Here is a 22,319-nt window from a genome sequence, read left to right on the forward strand (position 1 = left end):
AACAGCCCGGCTGTCCAATGTGGTCCAGTCGCGGGAACTGATGGAGGCGTGCGGATTAACGCCGGGTGAAAGGTCAGTCCTGGGTGATGGTCTCCGTTAAATGGTGCGTGGGGATGCGGTCCCGGTCGTAGGTGATCTCCGTGTAGCCGTGGGGCTCGGGCCTTCCGGCCGGGCTCAGGTTCACGAACACAATCTCTTCGATGGTGAGGATGCTCTGCCGGGTGATCATGTTCCGGACTTCGGCCCGCATGGTCAGGGAAGTCCGCCCGAACCTGGTGGCCGTCAGTCCCATCTCGATGAGGTCGCCCTGGACTGCCGAACTTACAAAGTTGATTTCGGAAATGTACTTGGTGACCGCCCGGCCGTTGCCCAGTTGAAGGATGGCGTAGATCGCCGCTTCCTCGTCGATCCACTTCAGCAGGCTGCCGCCAAACAAAGTCCCGTTCGCGTTCAGGTCCTCGGGGCGCACCCATTTGCGGGTGCGGAAGGTGATGTCTGCTGTTTCCATAGGCCGAGATTAGCTGAGGGCCGGAAGGCTTTGCGGAGTGTGACGGCCCCAGCCGCCCCTAGGCCATGGCCGTATGGGCGGCACTGCGCGCGTGGATGCTCTTGGCGTAGCAGTACGAGTGCTCCACGCCCACATACGGGCCGAAGTTGGGCACCGGCTCGAACCCGGAATTCTGGTAGAAGTTCCGGCCGTCCGGCTGGGCGGAACCGGCCTCGGCCTTGATGCGCGTGATCCCCTGCTTGAACGCCTCCGCTTCCAGCGCCGCGAGGATGGAGCTGGCAACGCCCGAGCCGCGCGTGTAGGGGACCACGTACAGCCGTTTGATCTCCGCAGTGGTCGGGTCGAGGAGCCGCAGGCCGCCGCACCCTACGGGTTGGCCGGATCCCTTGTCATAGGCCACGATGAAGACGGCGCAGTCGGCGCTCGACGGCGGGGTGCCGGGTTCGTGGTCCGGGGTGCCGAAGCGGGCATCAAGTTCCGCCTGCTGCGCCCGGCGCAGGTCTGCCCCGACGGGGTTCGACCAGGGAACCTGGCGGATGTTCAGCCTTGGATTGGTCTGCATAGTTCCTCGTTTCGCCGGAGGGTTATGCACTAAAAGGCTAGAAGCATGCGGTTACGCGGGTGTTTCTTCCGGGTAAGGGGCTGGATAACACCAAGAGCCACCAATAGTCAGGTTACTTGGCAGTCTAGTTATCAGACGGTCTAAACTAATCCCATGGTTTCCACAGGTAACGAAGGCTCCGGCTACTGGTACGGTCCGGACGGGCAGCTGGACTACGGCGCTGCCGTTTTGAAGTCCCTGCGCGATTACCGCTCGGCAGAAACCAGCATGCGCCGCTCCACCAGGGATTCCATGGGAATGGGGGAGACCGACCTTCTGGCGCTGCGGTACCTCCTGCGTGTGCAGGCCTCGGGCAAGACCGTGGTGCCCAAGGACCTGAGCCAGTTCCTGGGCATCACCAGCGCCTCCACCACCTCGTTGATCGACCGGCTGGTGGCGAGCGGCCACGTCCGGCGCGAGGCCCATCCTTCGGACCGCCGCTCCGTCGTGGTTGTGCCCACTGTGGAATCGGACCAGGAAGTGCGCGAAACACTGGGCGCCATGCACCGCCGAATGATGGCTGTGGCGGAGAGCCTGACCGCGGATGAGGCGCGCATCGTTGTGGAATTCCTGGAGCGGATGACCGAGGCGGTCAGCGCCCAGGAGGCCACGCACGCCAAAAGTAGCTAGATGCACTAGCTAGTTTGACTAGTAATATGTAAGCTTACGATCAACCCTTGAATGAACTGCCCGATGGAGTCGTGAGCGCGTTGATCACTTTTACCGAAGTTTTGCCGCAGCAGAGCAGCGGAATGCACTGCGGAATGCCCATGGAACTGGTGACTCCCGCCCTCGGGGGTGCCGCCGTGCTTTACACCTTCGAGCCTGTTGGACAAGGAGCCGTGGAGCTGCCCCCGGTCTGGCGCTGCAGGTGCGGTTTCCAGCTGGACGCCTGGCAGCCCTCTGCCCAGGCCGCCGGGCACACCTCCGCTGCCTCCGATCCCGCCCGGGCCACTGCGCCGTACGCCGCATGAACACCCCCGCCCTTGCACCCCCGGTTCATGGGCGCCGCGCAACGCTTCCTGACGGGGACGGGATCCTGGCTGGCCGGTTTCGGCTGCGGGAACGTCTGGGACGCGGATCCGTTGCGGAGGTCTTCCGTGCTGTGGACATGAACGGCGGGCCGGACGTTGCAGTCAAGGTGGCGGTGGAGAACTCGGAGAAGCAGCACGGGCGTATCGGCAACGAAGCGGCTGTCCTGGCCGCCCTTCACCATCCGTCCATCATCAGGTTCATCGCGCAAGGCGTGATGCCGTCCGGCGGCCCGCGCGGCGGACTGCCGTTCGTGGTGGAGGAACTTGCGCTGGGAACCAGCCTTGCAGAGGCCGTCCGCAGCAACCGCAGTCAACCCGACGAGGTAGCCGGCTGGGCTGTCGGGCTGTTCGGTGCGCTCGCCCACCTTCATGGCCGTGGCCTGGTGCACCGGGACGTCAAGCCCGCCAACCTGATGCTGAGCGGACTGCGGCGGAGCCCGGTGCGGATCATCGACTTTGGGATCGCCGCTGCCGCCGGATCGGCGCCGGAACCTGGCATGTCCTCCGGCACCGTGCACTACATGAGCCCGGAACAGGCATCCGGCGGCGAGACTGAAACGTCCTGGGACGTCTACTCGATGGGGCTTGTCCTGTTGGAGCTCCTGACCGGGACTAAGGCATTTCCCGGAACCGCGATCGAGTCGCTGGTGGCCAGGACGCTCCGCAGCCCCCATGTTCCGGACTGGCTGCCGCCCGGCTGGCAGACCTTCCTCCGCTCCCTGACGGCGATGGAAAGCGGGGAGCGGCCGACGGCGGCGGAGGCCGCGCGCATGGCCTCCCGGCTTCTTCCGAAACCCGCCGAAGAGGGCTTCAGTCCCTGCCGCAGGATGGCTGTTTTTCCTGCCCGCAGGATCCGGCAGTTGGTCTAGGCGCCTGTTGCGTCACTGCCCGTAGGGTCCGCTGCCGTTGGATCGGCAAGTGACAGTCCGCCTACCGGGCTGCCGTCCCAGTGGATCAGCTTCCATCCGACGTCCGGGTCACCTTCAAGGGCCACGATTCCCGTGTTGGCCAACACGTGGCGGGCTGCGAATTCATGGTCCACGTCGCCGGCGCGGCGGCCCGCCCATGTACGGATCGCGGCGCCGTGGCTCACTACTGCGGCCGCCTGGTGCTGTGCGTCGAACGCCCGCTCCACAACCTGCCGGATCGCCGCATCAAACCGCTCAAAGAATGTGTGTCCGTCCGGACCGGCCGGCATGCGCTGGTCCAGGTCCCCCGCAGCCCAAGAGAACACGGTTCCCATGTAGCGCTTGTGGGACTCATGGTCAGTCAGTTTCTCCAGGGCCCCGGCTTCGATCTCGTGCAGGCCCTCAAGCACCTCGACGTCCAGGCCGTGCACACGTGCCAGCGGAGCAGCCGTGATTTGGGTCCTGATCAGCGTTGACGCGTACAGGGCCCCGATGGGCTCATTGGCCAGGGACCGCGCCATGGCCTCGGCCTGCCGCTCACCAAGTTCCGTCAGTCCGGGCCCCGGGTGGGCGGTATCCAACTGGCCGAGGACGTTGCCGGGGGTCTGTCCGTGGCGGATGAGCAACAGCTTCATGCTCTCAAGTTTCGCACCCCGGGCACCTGGCTGAGGACCTGCCCACTGTCCCCGGGCAGAGCGAAGGCGCCTGGCCTTCCCAGGCCAGGCGCCGTCGTCGTAATTCTCCTGCCCCTGCGGGGCGGGCTACTTGAGGTGGTCCACCAACTGGTCCGCGATGCCCGTGTACTTGCCGGGTGTGAGTGCGAGCAGGCGTGCCTCGGCTTCGGTGGAAAGGCCGAGGCTCTGCACGAACTCCCGCATGCGCGCGGCATCCACGCGCTGGCCGCGGGTGAGGTCCTTGAGCCGCTCGTAGGGGTTCTCCATGCCCTTGACGCCGGCGACGGCCTCGGCACGCATGACCATCTGGATGGCTTCGCCCAGGACTTCCCAGTTCGTGTCCAGGTCGCCGGCCATCACGTCCTCTGCAACATCCAGGCGCTCCAGGCCCTTGGCCACGTTGGAGATGGCCAGCAGCGAGTGGCCGAAGGCCACGCCGATGTTGCGCTGGCTGGAGGAGTCCGTGAGGTCGCGCTGCCAGCGGGACGTCACCAGGGTTGCCGCCAGGGTGTCCAGCAGGCCATTCGAGATTTCCAGGTTCGCTTCGGCGTTCTCGAAGCGGATCGGGTTGACCTTGTGCGGCATGGTGGAGGAGCCGGTGGCGCCCGCAACCGGGATCTGCGCGAAGTAGCCGATGGAGATGTAGCTCCAGATGTCGGTGCAGACGTTGTGCAGGATGCGGTTGAAGCGGGCCACGTCGGCGTACAGCTCGGCCTGCCAGTCGTGGCTTTCGATCTGGGTGGTAAGGGGGTTCCAGGTCAGTCCCAGGCCCTCCACGAAGGACCGGGAGACCTCCTGCCAGTCGGCGCCGGGAACAGATGCGACATGGGCGGCGTAGGTTCCGGTGGCACCGTTGATCTTGCCCAGGTACTCGGTCTTTGCGATCCGGTCCAGCTGGCGGTTCAGGCGGTGCGCGATGACCGCGAGCTCCTTGCCCAGGGTGGTGGGCGTGGCCGGCTGCCCGTGCGTCCGGGAGAGCATGGGAACGGAGCGGTTGTCCTCAGCCATTCTGCCGATCTGGGCCACCAGGGCGCTGGCGGCGGGCAGCCACACGTCCTCCACAGCACCCTTGACGCCGAGGGCGTAGGAGAGGTTGTTGATGTCCTCGGAGGTGCAGCCGAAGTGCACCATGGCCGTCAGGTTTTCGATGCCGATGCCGGGAAGGCGCCTGCCGATGTAGTACTCCACGGCCTTCACGTCGTGGACCGTGACCGCTTCGATTTCGGCGAGTTCGGCCACGGAGGCGGCGTCGAATTCGGTGACGATGGCGCGGAGCTGGTCCTGCTGGTCCTGGCTGAGCGCTCCGGCGCCCGGGAGCACGTTGTTGCTGGTCAGGTGGATGAGCCATTCAACTTCGACAGCCACACGGTCCCGGTTCAGGGCGGCTTCGGACAGGTAGTCCACCAGCGGTGCTACGGCGGACTGGTAGCGGCCGTCCAGGGACCGAGGGCGATCTTTTCCTGTGACGCGGCGAGGGCCAGGCGTCCTGAGGGCGTACGTGTATCAGCTGTGGCGGCAGTTTCAGGCATGTGCTGATTGTTTCACGAACTCAGGTGGCCCCCGAAGCGTGCCTGCCCACGTTACTTGTCCACATAGTCGACGGCGGTGCTTCGGCTGGTCCCGGATTGTTCGTAGCGTGGGCGCAACAGCCAGAACGGCACGGGTATCAACGGCACCGGGAAGCCGGAGGAGGGGAGAACTCACATGGGGAACGACCCTGGCGGCAGTATCTGGGGTGTCACCGCGCAGCGCAGCGCCGAAGTACAGCAGCTCGCTGCTCGGCTCATTCTCTGTGAGGCCCGGGCAGAAGAAGTACTTGCGGGGTTTCGGGAGATCCAAATGCAGGAATGGCAGTCTCCGGCCGGCCAGGCCTACCGGAACACGGTCAGCCTCCAGGCCGCGGCCATGCGTCGGGTCCTCGACTCCCTCCACGAAGCGGCAAGCTCGGTGACGAGCCACGCGAGGGCGGTGCTGGCGTCCGAGTGTAATTACGGCGGGCCATCCTGATGGGGGAAGAAACCCCGTCGGACACAGGAGCGGCCTTCCGGCTGTCCCGTCCAGCCGGGGAGGGCAACATGGTCATCTCCGGAGGCATCGGTGGATTCAGCTTCCAGCTTGAGGAACTGGCCTCCGGTTCAGCCCGACTGGATGACCTGGCATCCCGGCTCGGAGCCGTAGAGGGCGACGCGTGGCGGGTGTGGCAGGAACTGGCGCAATTCCAGAATGAGCCCCGGTCCACGGGAACGGCAGCCCTCCTTGCGGTGGGTGCCGCGAATGAGGCCCTCCGTGCCGTTCGGACTGAGCTCCAAGGGATCAGCAGCCGGGTGCGCCAGTGCAGGCATGATTACGAAGCGGCGGAAGCCCGGTCCCGGACGTTCAGGAGCCTCGGAATGTGGAGCCCTGCGGCGGAACTGGAGAAGCACGCCGACTTTTGGCGGACAGGATTCCTCAACCGAAATGCCGCCGAGATGCTGGTGGGCGACTCCGTTGCTGCACTGGCAGCACTCAAGTCCCTGGTCGAGGGTGGAATTCCAGGTCTGAGGCCGGAACCGCTCGACGTGCGGCAGGAGGAAAGCGTTCCGATAAGCCTTAAGGCTTCACCTGCCGGCCTCCTGGAGCGGATCCGGCTGATCGAACAACGGGGCAGCGGATACATCGAGGTTGTCGAAGTTGACCAGGACGGCCGAAAGGCGTACGTGGTGGTCATCCCGGGCACACAGATGGCGGAGGAAGACTCCGGCCGCAATCCCTTCGATCTCGGTGGGATAGCAGACGGGCTGGGCAGTAATTCAGCGGTCGTCAATGCCGCCGTTGTCCAGGCGCTTCGGTCGGCTGGAGCGGAACCCGGATCGCCGGTGGTCGCTGCCGGCTACAGCCAGGGCGGAATTCACGCCATGAATCTGGCGGCCGACCAGCAGTTTCGATCCGAGTACGACATGAAGTATGTCGTCACGGCGGGATCACCCGTCGGCCGGATAACACCGCCGCCTGACGTCAACACCCTCCACCTGGAACATCGGACCGACTGGGTCCCCGGGAGCGACGGCTCACCCAATGCGGACACCGCCAACCAGGTCACGGTGACAATGACCAACGACCTTCACGTCCGGGTAGGGGAGGATGTGGGACTGGGCCCTGGCCACAGTTTCGATGGGTACCAGGAAGCCGCACGCCTGGTCGCCGGCAGCAGCGATCCGTCCCTTGTGCATTCCACCGCGGTGCTGGCAGGAGTCCTGGGAGCGGGCGGGACGGCCACGGCTACCAGGTACTCCCTGTCCCGCACCAAGGGCCCCACTCCCACGCTCGCGCCCCAAGACCCCCGCGCCCATGAGCGGGGGCATGGCGGCCGGTAGGGCCGGCCCTGCGGGCTAGCGCTTCCGTGCCCCTGGCAGGACGCTGGCCACCATCGAAACCAGCGAGATGATGATTGCCGCCAGCACAGCTGTCCAGAAGAAGGAGTCGATGGTGAACTCCACCGGCGTGTAGCTGCTGATCCAGGACGTCAGGTAGAGCATGGCTGCATTGATGATGATTGTGAACAGGCCCAGGGTCAGGATGGTGAGGGGCAGGGCGAGGAACCTGACCAGCGGCCTGACGAAAGCGTTTACGATGCCGAAGATGGCGCCAATGAACAGGTAGGCCAGGACGAGCCCGACGGCGTCGGTGCCCTCTGTGACGCCGCGTTCGGCAACGGCCTCGGAGGCAGCGGAGCTGGAGATTTCCAGTCCCGGCAGAATCCAGCTCGCCACCCACAGCGCTGCGGCGTTGATGATGATCCGAAGAATGAAGGAGCCCATGGAACCATGCTTGCACAGGGCACTGTGCGCGGGCTTACAAGACGGAGAGAAGTAGTCTGGGTTGCATGACGTCTTCAGAGGCCCCGGCCGACGGGATTCCGCCGCGCCCGGTGGTGGGCCGGCTGCCCCGCTATGCGGCAGGGAAGCCGCCGGCCGCCGTCGAAGGACTGGCCAGCTACAAGCTCTCTTCCAATGAGAACCCGCTTCCGCCGCTCCCCGCCGTTGTGGAGGCCATCGCGCGCCAGCAGGACTTCAACCGCTACCCGGACCCGCTCAGCAGCCGGTTGCGGGAGGCCCTTGCCGAATTCCTGGACGTCCCGGCGGAGGACATCGTCACCGGTGCCGGCAGCCTGGGCGCGCTGAACCAGGTCCTGGCCACGTTCGCAGGCCAGAACGACGATGGCAAGCCCGATGAGGTCATCTACGCCTGGCGGTCGTTCGAGGCCTATCCCATCAGCGTTGGCCTGGCAGGCGCCGAGAGTGTCCGCATCCCGGTCACCGCCGATGGCCGGCACGATCTGGCAGCCATGGCCGCCGCCGTCACTGCCCGCACCAAGGTGATCCTCCTGTGCACGCCCAACAACCCCACCGGTCCCGCGCTGGCAGCAGCAGAGACTGAAGCCTTCATCCGCTCCGTGCCTTCCAGCGTTGTGGTGGTCATCGATGAGGCTTACCAGGAGTTCGTCCGGGCAGCCGACGCCGTGGATGGCCTGGCCCTCTACCGCAAGTACCCGAACGTGGTGGTGCTCCGCACGTTTTCCAAAGCCCATGGCCTGGCAGGGCTTCGGGTGGGCTACAGCGTGTCCAACCCGGGGCTCACACAGCACCTGAGGGTGGCTGCCACCCCGTTCGCCGTGTCGCAGATTGCAGAAAAGGCAGCAATAGTTTCGCTGCAGAATTTCCCGCAGGTTGTAGAAAGGGTACAAATGCTCGTGGATGAGCGGACCCGGGTGGCGGCCGGCCTGCGGGACCTGGGCTGGACTGTTCCCGATGCCCAAGGGAACTTCGTGTGGCTGGCCCTGGGTGCCGAAAGTACCCGTTTCGCAGACCTGGCCGCTGCCCGGGCCCTGTCCGTCAGGGCGTTCCCGGGCGATGGGGTCAGGGTCAGCATCGGCGAGCAGGAGGCCAATACGAGATTCCTGCAGTTGTGTGCGGACTATACAAAGCCCTCAGGTCCTTCCTAGCGCTTAACAGTACTCCCGTGCCTACCTACTGAAGATAAAGTTAGGATCAGTAAGCCAATGTATATGCCGCAACGGGAATGTATTCCGTAAGAGGCATATATCCCAGCGACATTGCATTGCATCCGGATGCGGCAAGCAAGGAGACGGTATGGGCACACATCTGCCTTCCACCGAGTTCGACGGAACAGCGGTAGACGACCAGCGGGAAGCTGACGCGGAAGCCGTCATGGGCGAGCCCCCGGCGCAGATGGTGCAGCTGCTGGGACCTGACGGGAAGCTCGGCGCTGACCCGGTCTACAGCCAGTACGCGGACAAGCTCACGCCGGAGCGCCTGCGCGGGCTGTACGCGGACATGGCCGCAATCCGCCGGTTCGATGTTGAGGCCACCGCCCTCCAGCGGCAGGGGCAGCTGGCCCTGTGGGTTCCGCTCACAGGACAGGAAGCAGCCCAGATCGGATCGGGCCGGGCGAGCCAGCCGCAGGACGACATTTCCCCACGTACCGGGAACACGGCGTCGCGCTGACCAGGAACGTTGACCTTGCTGAACTGCTCCGCCAGTTCCGCGGTGTATCCAACGGCGGCTGGAATCCGAAGGACACCAACTTCCACCTCTACACCCTGGTCCTCGCCGCCCAGACACTCCACGCAGTGGGCTATGCCATGGGCATCCAGCGGGACCAGAAGCTGGCCGCAGCGGCCGGCGGGGCCCGCCAGGAACCGGACGCCGCAGTGATCGCCTACTTCGGCGACGGCGCCAGTTCCGAGGGCGACGTCCACGAATCCATGGTGTTCGCCTCCTCCTACAACGCCCCTGTGGTGTTTTTCTGCCAGAACAACCACTGGGCCATTTCCGTCCCCACCAACGTGCAGACCCGCGTACCGCTGTCCAACCGCGCCAAGGGCTATGGCTTTCCCGGCATCCGCGTGGACGGCAACGATGTCATCGCGGTGCACGCCGTCACGGAGTGGGCCCTGGAGCACGCCCGGCAGGGCAAGGGTCCTGTCCTGATCGAGGCCTTCACCTACCGCGTTGGCGCGCACACCACTGCCGACGATCCCACCAAGTACCGCCCTTCGGCCGAGGAAGACGCCTGGCGTGCCAAGGATCCGCTGCTCCGGCTGGAGAAGTACCTGCGTGCCGAGGGCCTGGCGGATGACGACTTCTTTGCCAGGGTCAAGGCCGACGGCGACGAACTCGCGGCCTATGTCCGGCGCACCACCCATGACCTCGAGACTCCGGACATCCGCTCCGCCTTTGCCAACACCTACGCTGAGGCCCACCCCCTGGTGGCCGAGGAACTGGCATGGTTCGAAGAATACGAGGCCGGCTTTGCCGGTGTTGATTCCTCCGCGGAACAGGGACAGGCAGCAGCAAAGGCAGGCCACTGATGACCACCATGACCATCGCCAAGGCGATCAACCAGGGCCTGCGCGCCACCCTGGCCGGCAACCCCAAGTCACTCCTGATGGGCGAGGACATCGGCCCCCTCGGCGGCGTGTACCGGGTGACCGACGGGCTGATCGGCGAGTTCGGCCCCGACCGTGTCGTGGACACCCCGCTGGCTGAGTCCGGCATCATCGGCACCGCCATCGGCCTGGCCCTGCGCGGCTACCGGCCGGTCTGCGAGATCCAGTTCGACGGGTTCGTCTTCCCCGGCTTCAACCAGATCACCACCCAGCTGGCCAAGATGCACGCCCGCAGCAACGGCAACCTCACGGTGCCGGTGGTCATCCGCATCCCCTACGGCGGCGGCATCGGGTCCGTGGAGCACCACTCGGAATCACCCGAAGCGCTGTTCGCCCACACCGCAGGGCTCCGGATCATCACCCCGTCCAACCCCCACGACGCCTACTGGATGATCCAGCAGGCCGTGGACTGCCAGGACCCGGTGATCGTCTTCGAGCCCAAGCGCCGCTACTGGCTCAAGGGCGAGGTTGACACCGAAGCGCCGGGCCACGCCGCCGATCCCTTCAAGGCCCATGTCCTTCGGGAAGGCACCGACGCCACCGTCGTCGCCTACGGGCCACTGGTCCCCGTTGCCCTCGCCGCCGCCAACGCGGCCGAGGAGGACGGCCGCAGCGTGGAGGTCATCGACCTCCGCTCCATCTCGCCGCTCGACTTTGACACGGTCACCGCCTCCGTACGGAAGACCGGACGCCTGGTCGTCGCCCATGAGGCGCCTACCTTCGGAGGGATCGGCGGCGAGATCGCGGCCCGCATCAGCGAGCGGGCCTTCCATTCGCTTGAAGCCCCCGTTATCCGCGTTGGTGGCTTCCATATGCCGTACCCCGTCGCGAAGGTGGAGGAAGACTACCTTCCGGACATCGACCGCATCCTGGAGGCGCTGGACCGCGCCCTCTCCTACTGAGGACACCATGACTCTCAACAAGTTCAACCTGCCCGACGTCGGCGAAGGCCTGACCGAGGCCGAGATCGTCTCCTGGAAGGTCAAGCCCGGCGACGCCGTTGCCATCAACGACGTCCTCTGCGAGATCGAAACCGCCAAGTCCATCGTGGAACTGCCGTCCCCCTTCGCCGGGACCGTCACTGAGCTGCTGGTCCCGGAAGGGGTGACCATCGACGTCGGGACGGCCATCATCAGCGTCAGCGACAAAGTGGAAGGCGATCCCACGCCCGCTGACGTTCGCGCCCCGGAAGCACCCGTGCAGCCGCTGTACGGCACGCTCCCTGCCGACGAGGAGGGCGCAAGGGACGACGCCGACGCGCAGGACAATGCCCCGACCGGCGGTCCGCTGGTGGGTTCCGGCCCCAAGGCCGACGCCGTCAAGCGCCGCCCGCGCAAGGTGCAGCCCTCTGCCGCCGTGACCGTCAACGCACCCGAGGTGGAACCGGTCCAGCCCCATACGCCGGCGGAGGTCAGCCAAGCCCCACGCCCCGCCGCTTCCGCCCCGGCGGACGCCATCGACAACCGGCCCACCCTGGGCGGCACCATTACCGGGCTGGTCAACCGGGTCCTGGCCAGCCTCCCGTGCGGAAGATTGCCCGGGACCTGGGCATCGACCTGGCGGATGTGGTGGCTACCGGTTCCCGCGGCGAGGTAACCCGGGAGGACCTGGTCAGCTACCAGGCCCAGCGCGACGCCGAACTGGACAAGGCGGACGGCTTCTGGGCAAGGCGGGCAAGCCGCAGGACCAGCGGATTGAACGGATTCCGGTCAAGGGTGTCCGCAAGGCCACGGCCAAGGCGATGGTGGAGTCGGCCTTCTCCGCTCCGCACGTCAGCATCTTCGTGGACGTCGACGCCAGCCGGACCATGGAGTTCGTCAAGCGGCTCAAATCGTCACGGGACTTCGAGGGCATCCGGGTTTCGCCGCTGCTGATCCTGGCCAAGGCCGTCATCTGGGCTGCCGCACGGAACCCCAGCGTCAACGCCACCTGGGTGGACAACGCCGACGGCACCGACGCCGCCGAGATCCACGTCAAGCACTACATGAACCTGGGCATCGCCGCTGCAACACCGCGAGGCCTGATGGTGCCGAACATCAAGAACGCCCAGGACCTGTCCCTCAAGGAATTGGCCCTCGCGCTGAACAACCTTGCCACCACTGCACGGGCCGGCAAGACCCAGCCCGCCGAAATGCAGGGCGGCACGCTCACCATCACGAACATCGGGGCGCTGGGCATCGACACGGGGACGCCCATCATCAACCCCGGCGAGGTGGCCATCGTGGCGTTCGGCACCATCAAGCAGAAGCCCTGGGTCCTTGACGGTGAGGTCATCCCGCGCTGGATCACCACCCTTGGCGGCTCCTTCGACCACCGGGTGGTGGATGGTGACCTGTCCGCACGCTTCATGGCAGACGTTGCGGCCATCCTGGAAGAGCCCGCGCTGCTCCTGGACTAAGGGACGTGGTTGTCAACAGCAACACCATCCGGGCGAAAAACAGGACCGCCAGATGGCTGACCGAGGCGTTCCAGCCGCCCGTGGTGGTCAGCATCCAGCTGCTGGTCAGCCCGCTGACGGAGGACGGGTTCCCCGGAACCATGGTGTACGGGGCGCTGGCAGCCGTGTTCGTCTGCGTGCTGCCGCTGATCCTGCTGCTGGTCCTGGTGCGGCTTGGAAAGGTCACAGACCACCACGTCAGTGACAGGAAACAGCGGGCACCGGTCCTGCTCATGGCGCTGGGCTCGATCCTGGCCGGGCTGCTGGTCCTGGAGGCGGCGGGGGCGCCACGGAGCGTTGTTGCCATGGTCCTCGCCGTGGTCGGCGGGGTGGTGGTCCTGGCCGCTGTCAGCCCGTTCTGGAAAATGAGCGGCCATGCAGCAGCCATTTCCTGCTCTACCGTTATCGCCGTCCTGATGCTGGGGCCGGCGTGGGCCCCGCTGCTGCTTCTGGTACCGGCGGTCGGCTGGTCGCGCGTGGTGCTTCGCGCGCACACCGTGGCTCAGGTGGTGGCAGGCTCACTCTTCGGGGGAGTGGTGATGGCGGGCATCTGGTGGATGCTTCAGGGCCTGATGGCGCCGTAGGACATCGTGGTGAACATCTCGAGGGCGGCCGGATCGGCGGTGTTCCCCAGGGCCACAGCCGCAGCCGTCAGCAGCACGCCCATCGCGGCAGCCATTCCGGCCCACGCCGTCAGCAGCTTCCAGTCCTCGCGCAGCACGCTGCCTACGGTTTCGGGAAGCTGCAGGTCAGGGGCAATGAGGTTCGGCGCACTGTCAACGCTGCCGTCATCCAGCAGTGCCACGACGGTTCCGTTGCTGCGGTCAACCCGCATGGAGCAGATGTGGTTTCCGTGGCGGGCCAGGAGGATGTCGTGGCCTACGAGCTGGCGGCGCTGGAGAGTGATCAATGGTGCCCCTTGGTAGTGGTGTCTGCTGTTGTCCGCACCGTTGGGGCCTGATTCAATTTTATCTTTGCGCTCAGGGCTTAAATGGCGTATAGCGCGTGAGAACGGACACCCCCCGGGGCGACCTTGGCCACCAGGGGAGTGTCCGCGGTAACTCCTAGTCGGCGTCGTACGTGTTGGCGATGTAGACGTCACAGGGCGCGTTGTGGGCCACGCTGTTCGCCACGCTGCCCAGGACCCGGCCGATGCCCTGCATCCTGCGGTTCCCACCACGATGATGCGGGCCTCCATCCGGATGGCCTCCTTGATCAGGGCGTCAGCAGGGCGGCCGCGGGCAGCCGAGTACGTTACCTTCCCGCCGCCTCCCAGTGATTCCGCCACTGTCCGCGCAACATGCTCGGCGGCGTCGGCGTCGGAGACGATCCACTGGTCGCTTCCGCTGCCAAACACCTCTGTCCTGTCACTGTCGAAGGCCGTCACCACATGGAGCGAGGCATCCAGGGCGAGGGCCAGGTCCCGGGCGGATTCCGCCGCCTTCTTTGCCGTTCCGCTGCCGTCAACCCCAACAACGATGATTCCACTCATATGTTTGCTCCTTTGCTTGGTTCCGCGGCACTGGTGTGGCCAACGCTACAGCGCGGCGATGGCTTCCTGAAGCACCGGCGCCAGCCGGCGCACGCCCTCGGTAATAGCCTCGGGGGGCACCGCGCTGAAGGCGAGGCGCAGCTTGTTGGACGGCTCGTCCGACGGCGTGAAGGCGGCGCCGGGGATAAAGACCACGCCCGCGTCAATCGCCTTGTGCAGCAGCGGGTAGGTGTCCAGGCCTTCCGGGAGGGTCACCCAGACAAAGAAGCCACCCTCCGGGGTGGTCCAGGTTGTCCCCGCGGGCATGAATTCCTTCAAGGCGGCCAGCATCGCCTGGCAGCGCTCGGCGTACAGGCTCCGGTAGGTCTCGATCTGGCCCTTCCAGTCGTAGTCGCGGAGGTAGGCGGAGACGAGCATCTGGTTCAGGGTGGGCGGGCACAGCGTGACGGATTCAGCGGCAAGGTAGTACCGGCGCTGCAGGTGTTCGGGCACCAGGGCCCAGCCGATGCGCAGGCCCGGAGCGAAAATCTTGGAGAACGACCCCATGTAGATGACGTCGTCGGCGTTATCGGCACGCAGCGGAGGCAGTGGCTCGCCGCTGTAGCGCAGCAGCCCATAGGGGTTGTCCTCAAGGACCAGAATATTCGCCTTGCGGCATATGTCGACGACCTGCTGGCGGCGTTCCTTTGCCAGCGTGATACCGGAGGGGTTGTTGAAGTTGGGGATGGTGTAGAGGAACTTGATGCTCTTGCCGGACAGCTGCAGCGCCGCGATTTTTGCCTCCAACAGTTCCGGGACCAGGCCGGATTCGTCCATGCCCACCGTTTCCACCTGCACCTGGTAGGACTCGAATGTGTTGAGCGCGCCCACATAGGTCGGGTCTTCCACCAGCACCACGTCCCCCGGATTGCAGAAGACCTTCGTGGCTACGTCCTGCGCTGACTGGGAGCCGGCGGTGATCACCACGTTCTCTGGCAGGGCATCCAGGATTCCTTCGGCGGCCATGACATCGCAGATTTGGGTCCGCAGCTCCAGGGTCCCTGGCCGGTCCCGTACTGCAGCGCGGTCAGGCCGTCCTCTGCAATGATCCGGGCCGCCGTGGCACCCAGCCGCTCCAGCGGCAGCGACTGGAGGTAGGGGCTTCCGCCGGCAAGGGAGACCAGGCCGGGCGCATGGAGATGTCAAAGACGTCGCGAACCGCGGACTGGCGGATGTTCGCGGCCCGGTCCGAGAACAGTTCCTCGTGCCGGTGCGCCGATGTGGCGGCCCGTTCGATCGCATCTATTGCTTCCGCTGGCAGCGTCCCGGTTGCGTCGATTGTTTCGTGGCTCACACCGACAGGATACAGCCGGGGGTTGCCTAAAAAGCAACACCTGTTGCAAATTAGTGCCTACGGGCTAGTCCTGGCGCAGCACCTCGGAAAGGGGCTGTCCATTTACGTAAACGTCCGCCCTGATGGCGCCAACGGCGGCCACGGCGGTGTGGGTCAACTGGGCCTCCACTCGCGGAACGTCGCAGGCGCCCCCAAGGCTGAGCGTTCCGGCCAAGTAGACCGTCACGGTGGTCCCGTCGAAGCTCCCGGACAGGAACGTCAGCTCGGAGCCGTCCAAGGCGTTGTAAACATCCGACACCTCGATCGGATCCAGCGGAATGTCGGCGTCTCCGGCCCCTTGGAGCAGGGCGTTCATCGCCGCAGTCAGCAGGGGCTCGGTCCCGGGTGCGGCCCGGGCCAGTCCCACCAGGCTGTCGTTGCAGCCGAAACGCACGCCGCTGCTGCCGCCGTCGTCAAGGAGGACGTAGTAAGCGGTAAGCATCCGTGGTGCCGCGGGGTTCACAGGAGGACTCGACTTGGCGGGGGACGGGGACCGTGTTGCGGCTGTTTCCCTCGGCCGCGCCGCCTCCGGGACGGACAGGCCCTGGGGTGGTGCCATTGCAGGGGGACTGGTCGAGGGCCGGGTTGGGGTTGGGGCGAGGGTGGGTTCGGGCGGCGTGGTGGGAGTGCCGGCCGGGGCTGGCTCCTGAGGCTGCGGCGCGGGAGCGGTGGGGACGGGAGTCGGTGCAGGGCTGCTGACGGAACCGCTGCCCGGGTTGGGGGAGGCGGCGGAGGGTGTTTGTGGGGCCTGGTTCACGCAGGAGGCAAGGAGCAGCGGAAGGGCGAGGGCTGCCGCCGCCCAGCGCTTCCTTGTCCGGCGCCTCCCGGCGCTCCGCCCTGCTGCCATGACTGCACCGCGATCCCGTTCCGGTACGTTTCGTGCATCAATGCTACGGCTGGCCCTTCCGGGTGCGTATGTCCGGGAGGTACCGGTTGGGACAAGAGTTGGTCACGGTGTCCGCAGGCGGCAACGCCCGGTCCGTCGGAGGGCGGACCGGGCGTTGCCCGCGGGATATTGCGCCTTAGGCTGCGGGTGCGGCAGCAGCAAGGGCATCGAATACGCCCTTGATCTGCTCAACCACTTCGGCGTCGTCCTTGGGGTGGACTTCGGCGAACCGGACCATCGAGCCGGGACGGCCAGCTTCACGTCCTCGAGGACCTGGGCGCCGGCGATGCCCGCGGCCTTGCGGGCCTCGTCCTGGGCCCAGACGCCGCCGTACTGGCCGAACGCAGTTCCGACGACGGCGGTGGGCTTGCCGGCGAGGGCGCCGGCGCCGAAGGGGCGGGACAGCCAGTCGATGGCGTTCTTCAGGGCGGCGGGCACCGTGCCGTTGTGCTGGGGGTTACCAGGAGGACGGTGTCGGCTTCGCTGGCTGCCGAACGGAGGGCGGCGGCAGCGGCGGGAACCTTGCCTTCAACGTCGATGTCCTCGTTGTAGAAGGGGATATTGCCCAGGCTTTCATGGATGACGACGTCCACCTGCTCGGGGGCGTTGAGCTGGATTGCCTCCGCCAGTTTCTGGTTCGTGGATTCGGCACGCAGGCTGCCGACGAGAGTCAGTACTTTGCTCTTGGTCATAAGAACTCCTTGTCTTGGTGGCAGCGGGGCGCCGCTTGCCGGTTTTCTCTGAGGCTGGTCATGCCTTTCACCAGGCTAAACGGACCACGGTCCGTTTCTATTCCCGGGGGCTAGAATGACGCTGTGAGCCTCATCCCACTGCGGCCGGGCATGACGCCGGCGACGGCAGCTGAACGCAGTGACGCCGCCCGCAACCGGGAGCGGCTGCTGGCGGCCGCCCGGGAGATCATCCAGGAGGGCGGCGCACAGGCGCTCACTATGGACCGTCTCGCGGAGCGTGCCGGAGTGGGCAAAGGAACTGTATTCCGCCGGTTCGGCAGCCGGGCCGGCCTCCTGCTGACGCTGCTCGACGACTCCGAAGCGGCGTTCCAGGAGCGCTTCCTGTTTGGTCCACCTCCCTGGGGCCGGGCGCTCCCGGCCTTGAGCGGCTTGTTGCTTTCGGGGCGGCGCGGATCGCGTATGTGGTGGAGTTCGGCGACCTTGTGCTCGCGGCGGAGAACGCCTCGCGCAGCAGCCGCTTCGAGGTGCCGGCAGCGGCGCTCTGGCACCGCCATATCGAAGTGCTGCTCCGCGAAGAAGGCTTCACCTCCGACCCATGGCTAATGGCGGGCTCCCTGGGCGCTGCCCTGGACCCCGGGCGGCTTCTGAACCTGGTGCGGGTCCACGGGATTACCGCTGACAGGCTGGCTGCGTCGTGGCAGGATCTTGTCACACGGGTGGTCAAAGGCGCATAGATTACGCGGGCAGATGCCCCAGCGTCCAGTCAAATCAACTTCACAGAATTATTCATAACAATCTGGTACCCGCGGGTAGCTTTCGCCCCGGTCGCCCGCAAATTCGCTGGCGGCCTGTGGTAGTTTCCTCTGGAATGTGACCCGCGACATAGTCCGCCAGGACGCCCGGCCAGGGTGCGGGTCGCCAGCTACCCGCTGGCAATGGATCCGGTGACGCGGTACAACTCCCGCTGATCCGGTGGGGACGGAAGGATCCAGATAGCGTGCTCAGGTATCTCGCGCGGCGCGGCCTCATTTACGTGGTCATGATCTTCCTGACGACGTCCGCGGGCTACTTCCTCGCGGTGAGTTCCCTGAAGCCTGCATTGCTCGAGCAGGAACGCATTCCGCGCCCCACTCCCGAACAGGTTGCTGCCTCGATGCGGCTCAAAGGGCTGGACCCGGACCTGAGCCCCTGGGAGCGCTACGTCGACTGGCTGACCGCCATCGTTACCCGGTGGGACTGGGGCAGGAGCCCCAACGGGGCCTTCATCAACGCGGAGTTCGGCGACAGGGTATGGATCTCCACCAGGCTGTTCCTCGCATCCATCATCCTGACCCTTGTCATCGGCGTGGCCCTGGGGGTCTACTCCGCCGCCCGGCAGTACAAGTTCCAGGACCGGGTCATCACGTCGTACAGCTACCTTGCCTACATCGTGCCCGCACCCATCGCCTACTTCCTGGTGCAACTGGGGGCTATCAATATCAACGAGTCCGTGGGTGAACGCATCTTCTTCGTCACCGGCATCTCCACCCCCGGGATTGAACCGGGCTGGGCGCAGTTCGTGGACATGCTGGCGCATTACGCGGTCCCCACCGTCGCAATCACCCTGGTGGGATGGGGTTCCTACCAGATCGCCCAGCGCCAGTACCTACTGGACAACGTGAATGCGGATTTCGTCCGGACGGCCCGCGCCAAGGGGCTCAGCCGCAACCAGGCCATAACCCGGCACGCGCTGCGGGTCTCCTTCATCCCGGTGGCACAAAGTATCGCCTTCACCATCCCGGCCATCTTCGCCGGCGGATTCTTTGCGGAAAAGATCTTCGCCTGGCCCGGCGTTGGCTCCTGGAGCATTGACGCCATTTCGCTGCAGGACGTCAACGCCGCCACGGCCACGCTCGCCTACGGCTCGGTCATTTTCGCCCTGGGAGCCATCCTGGCGGACTTTGCCACCACCCTGGTTGACCCGAGAGTGAGGGTGCAGTAGCCGTGACCAACCTCAACGCCGTCGATCCGGCAGCAGCGGCGCAGGATGCGCACCTGGAAGGCGCCGACGTCGTCATCGGCAAGTCCACCATCATCTTCCGCCGGTTCATGCGGAACAAGACAGCCGTGGCCGGCCTGGCCATCTTCCTTGCCCTGACCCTGTTCTCCTTTGTGGGCGGGTACTTCACGCCCTGGGACAAGGAAACCATCGACCCCTTCAACATCGGGATGCCGCCGTCCGCCGAGCATTACCTGGGCACCTCCCAGGCGGGCATCGACCTCTACGCCATGACGGTGGAGGGAACCCGGATCTCCATCCTGATCGGCCTGGTGGTGGGACTTGTTTCGGTCCTTATAGCCGCGGTCTACGGCTGCACCATGGCCTACTTCGGCGGCAAAGTGGACAAGCTGATGCTTTTCGTCCTTGAAGCGCTCATCATGATGCCGGCACTCCTGGTGGTTGCCGTGGCCACCAGCGGCGGCGGAGCGGGGCTCAAACAGGACCTGCCCTCCTGGCTGCTGCTGATCATCGTCCTGCTGGTCTTCAGCTGGATGGGAACCGCACGCCTCATCCGGTCACTGTCCATGTCCCTCATGCAGCGGGACTTCGTCAAGGCGGCCCAGTACATGGGAGTGCCGCCGCGCCGGATCATCTGGCGGCACCTGGTGCCGAACATCGGCTCGCTGCTGGTCCTGGACATCACCCGCGGCGTCACCGCCGCCATCCTTGCGGAGGTTGCCTTCTCCTTCATTGGCATCGGCATCAAGCTCCCGGACGTCAGCCTCGGCGTGCTGATCGGCGGCGCCACCTCCCAGGTCCAGACGTTCCCCTGGATGTTCTGGGTGCCCCTGACCGTCATGTTCCTCCTCACCGGGTCCCTGGCCATGATGAACGACGGCCTGCGTGACGCCTTCGACCCCAGCTCCAGTTCCAGCGGCAAGGCGAGGAAAAGAGGGCCAGGAACAACGGAACCGACCAGTCACTCGTGCAGAAGAAGGCGTCATGAGCAGCGAAACCACCGCCGGGCCGGCGGAGTCCGCAGGGTTGCCGGCGGAGCGGCTCCACGTTGCCGGGCTTGCGGCCCCCAGCGACGCCGTGCTGTCGGTCCGCGACCTGCACGTCCGCTTCACCTCCGAAAACGGGATGGTCCACGCCGTCCGCGGCGTGGACTTCGACCTGATGGCCGGCAAGACGCTTGGCATCGTGGGGGAGTCCGGTTCCGGCAAGTCCGTCACCTCCCTGGCCATCATGGGACTCCTGCCCGCCGCCGCGGAGGTCTCCGGCTCCGTCCGGCTTAACGGCCGGGAACTGCTCGGCCTCAGCGACAAAGCCATGTGCGGTTACCGCGGCAATGAACTGGCCATGGTCTTCCAGGACCCGCTTTCCTCCCTGACGCCCGTGTACACGGTGGGCACCCAGATCATCGAAGCGCTCACCATCCACAACCCCGGCATGAGCAGGCAGGCGAAGGAAGCCCGCGCCGTCGAACTCCTGGCCATGGTGGGGATTCCCAGCCCCAAGGACAGGCTGCGGGCCTTTCCGCATGAATTCTCCGGCGGCATGCGTCAGCGCGTGATGATCGCCATCGCCATCGCCAACAACCCGCGGGTCCTGATCGCGGACGAGCCGACGACGGCGCTGGACGTCACCATCCAGGCGCAGGTCCTCGAGGTGCTCCACACAGCACAGGAAGAGACGGGCGCCGCCGTCGTCATGATCACCCACGACCTCGGCGTGGTGGCCGGGATGGCGGACGACATCATGGTCATGTACGCGGGCAGGCCGGTGGAGACCGGCGGGGTGGATGACATCTACTACAACCCGCGCATGCCGTACACCATGGGCCTGCTGGGGGCCGTGCCCCGGGTGGACGTGGCAGAAAAGACGTCCCTGGTGCCCATCGAGGGCATGCCGCCCAACCTGCTCCACCAGCCCACCGGCTGCTCGTTCGCCCCCCGGTGCCCGCTGGCCTCGGACCCGTGCCGTGCCGGGGAGCCCCCACTGTCGGCGGTCCCGGGCAGTGCACGGCACCGCGCCGCATGCATCAAATCGGAGTCGCTTGGAGCGGACGTGGACGCCCAGGACGTCTTTGCGGCTCCGCCGGTGCCCGTCTCCCGCTTCGATGCGATGCCGCGGGAGGAGCGCTCCGCAGTCCTGGAACTGAAGGACATCCGCAAGCACTTCCCGCTCACCAAGGGAGCCCTGCTCAAGCGCCGCATCGGCACGGTCAAGGCCGTGGACGGGATCAGCTTCGACATCCGCGAGGGGGAGTGCTTCTCGATCGTCGGCGAATCAGGTTCGGGAAAGACCACCACGCTCCTGGAAATCATGGAGTTCCACAAGGACCAGGACGGCGAGGTGGTCATCGGCGGCCTGAGCAACAAGCAGGCCGCGGACGCCAGGACCAAAAGCGCGATGCGCCGGGAACTGCAAATGGTGTTCCAGGACCCCACCGGCGCCCTGGACCCGCGGTTCACCGTTTACGAAGTCCTCGCCGAACCGCTGCAGAACGCAGGCATCGACCGGCAGGCCATCAAGAAACGGATCATGGAGCTGATGAGGCTGGTGGGCCTGCAGCCGGACCATGTCAACCGCTTCCCCAACCAGTTCTCCGGCGGCCAGCGCCAGCGGATTGGCATTGCACGGGCGCTGGCCGTGAACCCCAAGCTGGTGGTCCTGGACGAGCCCGTCTCGGCCCTGGATGTTTCGGTGCAGGCGGGGGTCATCAACCTCCTGGACAGGCTCCGCGCCGAGCTGGGGCTGAGCTACCTTTTGGTGGCGCACGATCTTTCCGTGGTCCGGCACATCTCCAACCGGGTCGCCGTGATGTACCTGGGCAAGATTGTGGAGATCGGGGAGGTTGACCGGGTCTTCGGCAACCCGCGCCACCCGTACACCCGGGCCCTCCTGTCCGCCATTCCCGTACCTGACCCCCAGGTGGAACGCACCCGCGAACGGATCATCCTCAAGGGCGACCTGCCCTCCCCGCTGGACGCGCCCAAGGGCTGCAACTTCGCCACCCGGTGCCCTGTCTTCGCCGCCCTGCCGCCCGCAAAACAGGAAAAGTGCCTCAGCCTGGAGCCGCCGCTGGAGCCCGTGACGCCATCAGAGGCGGCACGGACCCTGGAGGCTGCCCCCGGGCCGTCGCCGGACCAGCGCTTTGCCTGTTTCTTCCCGGACGGACAGCTGGATGAAGACATGCTGGTAGTCCACGACACGGCGGACCACCATGCGCCCTAGGATTAGTCGACCCATCACTCCACCCGCACTCAACGAAGGGAAAACC

The 22,319-nt window shown here is 66.0% G+C and carries 16 protein-coding genes and 8 pseudogenes; 14 read left to right on the top strand and 10 right to left on the bottom strand.

Features of this window, described 5'->3' with window-relative positions; all coding sequences use genetic code 11:
- Positions 1-73: 73 nt before the first annotated feature.
- On the bottom strand, positions 74-508 hold the full coding sequence (locus tag ACPEE0_RS21170; protein WP_133350469.1) for an acyl-CoA thioesterase: 435 nt from the start codon (positions 506-508) through the stop codon (positions 74-76).
- A 58-nt stretch (positions 509-566) separates the two neighbouring features.
- A complete protein-coding gene (locus ACPEE0_RS21175) occupies positions 567-1,070 on the bottom strand; it encodes a GNAT family N-acetyltransferase (protein WP_133350471.1) in 504 nt (167 codons plus the stop codon).
- Positions 1,071-1,223: 153 nt separating this feature from the next.
- Between ACPEE0_RS21175 and ACPEE0_RS21180 the strand changes: the two genes are divergently transcribed.
- The 3 genes from ACPEE0_RS21180 to ACPEE0_RS21190 all read left to right on the top strand — a co-directional run bounded on the left by ACPEE0_RS21180 (position 1,224) and on the right by ACPEE0_RS21190 (position 3,012).
- Positions 1,224-1,739, top strand: a complete 516-nt coding sequence (locus ACPEE0_RS21180; RefSeq protein ID WP_009357927.1) for a MarR family winged helix-turn-helix transcriptional regulator — start codon at positions 1,224-1,226, stop codon at positions 1,737-1,739.
- Between the two features lie 71 nt (positions 1,740-1,810).
- The gene (locus tag ACPEE0_RS21185) at positions 1,811-2,083 is read left to right on the top strand and encodes a hypothetical protein (RefSeq protein ID WP_152419565.1); all 273 of its coding nucleotides are present in this window, start codon (positions 1,811-1,813) and stop codon (positions 2,081-2,083) included.
- The gene (locus ACPEE0_RS21190; RefSeq protein ID WP_009357929.1) at positions 2,080-3,012 is read left to right on the top strand and encodes a serine/threonine-protein kinase; all 933 of its coding nucleotides are present in this window, start codon (positions 2,080-2,082) and stop codon (positions 3,010-3,012) included. Before ACPEE0_RS21185 ends, ACPEE0_RS21190 begins: the two co-directional genes overlap by 4 nt.
- Here the strand turns inward: ACPEE0_RS21190 and ACPEE0_RS21195 are convergent.
- Both ACPEE0_RS21195 and purB read right to left on the bottom strand, forming a co-directional pair.
- Entirely contained in the window at positions 3,009-3,686 is a 678-nt protein-coding gene (locus tag ACPEE0_RS21195) for a histidine phosphatase family protein (protein ID WP_009357930.1), read from the bottom strand. The two genes, ACPEE0_RS21190 and ACPEE0_RS21195, sit on opposite strands and share 4 nt — an antisense overlap.
- 126 nt (positions 3,687-3,812) lie before the next feature.
- A pseudogene (gene purB / locus ACPEE0_RS21200) lies at positions 3,813-5,254 on the bottom strand (adenylosuccinate lyase).
- A gap of 175 nt (positions 5,255-5,429) precedes the next feature.
- Here purB and ACPEE0_RS21205 point away from each other — a divergent pair.
- Positions 5,430-5,732, top strand: coding sequence for a hypothetical protein (locus ACPEE0_RS21205; protein ID WP_009357932.1), 303 nt, complete (start codon positions 5,430-5,432; stop codon positions 5,730-5,732).
- Positions 5,732-7,078, top strand: a complete 1,347-nt coding sequence (locus ACPEE0_RS21210; protein ID WP_009357933.1) for a hypothetical protein — start codon at positions 5,732-5,734, stop codon at positions 7,076-7,078. Before ACPEE0_RS21205 ends, ACPEE0_RS21210 begins: the two co-directional genes overlap by 1 nt.
- Positions 7,079-7,093: 15 nt before the next feature.
- Here the strand turns inward: ACPEE0_RS21210 and ACPEE0_RS21215 are convergent, their stop codons facing one another.
- On the bottom strand, positions 7,094-7,522 hold the full coding sequence (locus ACPEE0_RS21215) for a phage holin family protein (protein WP_009357934.1): 429 nt from the start codon (positions 7,520-7,522) through the stop codon (positions 7,094-7,096).
- Between the two features lie 65 nt (positions 7,523-7,587).
- On the opposite strand from ACPEE0_RS21215, the gene ACPEE0_RS21220 reads away from it, so the two are divergent.
- The 5 genes and pseudogenes from ACPEE0_RS21220 (at position 7,588) to ACPEE0_RS21240 (ending at position 13,194) form a co-directional block, all read left to right on the top strand.
- Positions 7,588-8,706 (top strand): histidinol-phosphate transaminase, encoded by a 1,119-nt coding sequence (locus tag ACPEE0_RS21220; RefSeq protein WP_354176204.1) that lies wholly within the window; start codon positions 7,588-7,590, stop codon positions 8,704-8,706.
- 148 nt (positions 8,707-8,854) lie between these two features.
- Positions 8,855-10,095, top strand: a pseudogene (gene pdhA / locus ACPEE0_RS21225) (pyruvate dehydrogenase (acetyl-transferring) E1 component subunit alpha).
- Positions 10,095-11,075, top strand: a complete 981-nt coding sequence (locus tag ACPEE0_RS21230; RefSeq protein ID WP_133350486.1) for an alpha-ketoacid dehydrogenase subunit beta — start codon at positions 10,095-10,097, stop codon at positions 11,073-11,075. Before pdhA ends, ACPEE0_RS21230 begins: the two are co-directional and overlap by 1 nt.
- A gap of 7 nt (positions 11,076-11,082) precedes the next feature.
- Positions 11,083-12,571, top strand: a pseudogene (locus ACPEE0_RS21235) (dihydrolipoamide acetyltransferase family protein).
- 5 nt (positions 12,572-12,576) lie between these two features.
- On the top strand, positions 12,577-13,194 hold the full coding sequence (locus ACPEE0_RS21240; RefSeq protein ID WP_009357936.1) for a phosphatase PAP2 family protein: 618 nt from the start codon (positions 12,577-12,579) through the stop codon (positions 13,192-13,194).
- Here the strand turns inward: ACPEE0_RS21240 and ACPEE0_RS21245 are convergent.
- The 5 genes and pseudogenes from ACPEE0_RS21245 to ACPEE0_RS21265 form a co-directional block, all read right to left on the bottom strand.
- On the bottom strand, positions 13,173-13,520 hold the full coding sequence (locus ACPEE0_RS21245; RefSeq protein WP_009357937.1) for a hypothetical protein: 348 nt from the start codon (positions 13,518-13,520) through the stop codon (positions 13,173-13,175). The two genes, ACPEE0_RS21240 and ACPEE0_RS21245, sit on opposite strands and share 22 nt — an antisense overlap.
- Before the next feature lie 154 nt (positions 13,521-13,674).
- Positions 13,675-14,102, bottom strand: a pseudogene (locus ACPEE0_RS21250) (universal stress protein).
- Positions 14,103-14,147: 45 nt separating this feature from the next.
- Positions 14,148-15,435: pseudogene (locus ACPEE0_RS21255) on the bottom strand (PLP-dependent aminotransferase family protein).
- A gap of 64 nt (positions 15,436-15,499) precedes the next feature.
- Positions 15,500-16,321: a GerMN domain-containing protein gene (locus tag ACPEE0_RS21260; RefSeq protein WP_235046861.1), complete on the bottom strand. Its 822-nt coding sequence runs from the start codon at positions 16,319-16,321 to the stop codon at positions 15,500-15,502.
- 175 nt (positions 16,322-16,496) lie between these two features.
- Positions 16,497-17,052: pseudogene (locus ACPEE0_RS21265) on the bottom strand (NAD(P)H-dependent oxidoreductase).
- Positions 17,053-17,175: 123 nt separating this feature from the next.
- Here ACPEE0_RS21265 and ACPEE0_RS21270 point away from each other — a divergent pair.
- The 4 genes and pseudogenes from ACPEE0_RS21270 (at position 17,176) to ACPEE0_RS21285 (ending at position 22,273) form a co-directional block, all read left to right on the top strand.
- Positions 17,176-17,786 (top strand): annotated as a pseudogene (locus ACPEE0_RS21270) (TetR/AcrR family transcriptional regulator).
- A gap of 263 nt (positions 17,787-18,049) precedes the next feature.
- Complete coding sequence (locus ACPEE0_RS21275; RefSeq protein WP_009357942.1) at positions 18,050-19,033, top strand: ABC transporter permease; 984 nt, start codon at positions 18,050-18,052, stop codon at positions 19,031-19,033.
- A 2-nt stretch (positions 19,034-19,035) separates the two neighbouring features.
- Positions 19,036-19,986 (top strand): annotated as a pseudogene (locus ACPEE0_RS21280) (ABC transporter permease); the annotation flags it as partial.
- 49 nt (positions 19,987-20,035) lie between these two features.
- Positions 20,036-22,273, top strand: coding sequence for a dipeptide ABC transporter ATP-binding protein (locus tag ACPEE0_RS21285; RefSeq protein ID WP_424575204.1), 2,238 nt, complete (start codon positions 20,036-20,038; stop codon positions 22,271-22,273).
- Positions 22,274-22,319: the final 46 nt, after the last annotated feature.

This window comes from Arthrobacter sp. SD76, assembly GCF_049726125.1.
In the GTDB taxonomy this organism is placed as follows: Bacteria; Actinomycetota; Actinomycetes; order Actinomycetales; family Micrococcaceae; genus Arthrobacter; species Arthrobacter nitrophenolicus.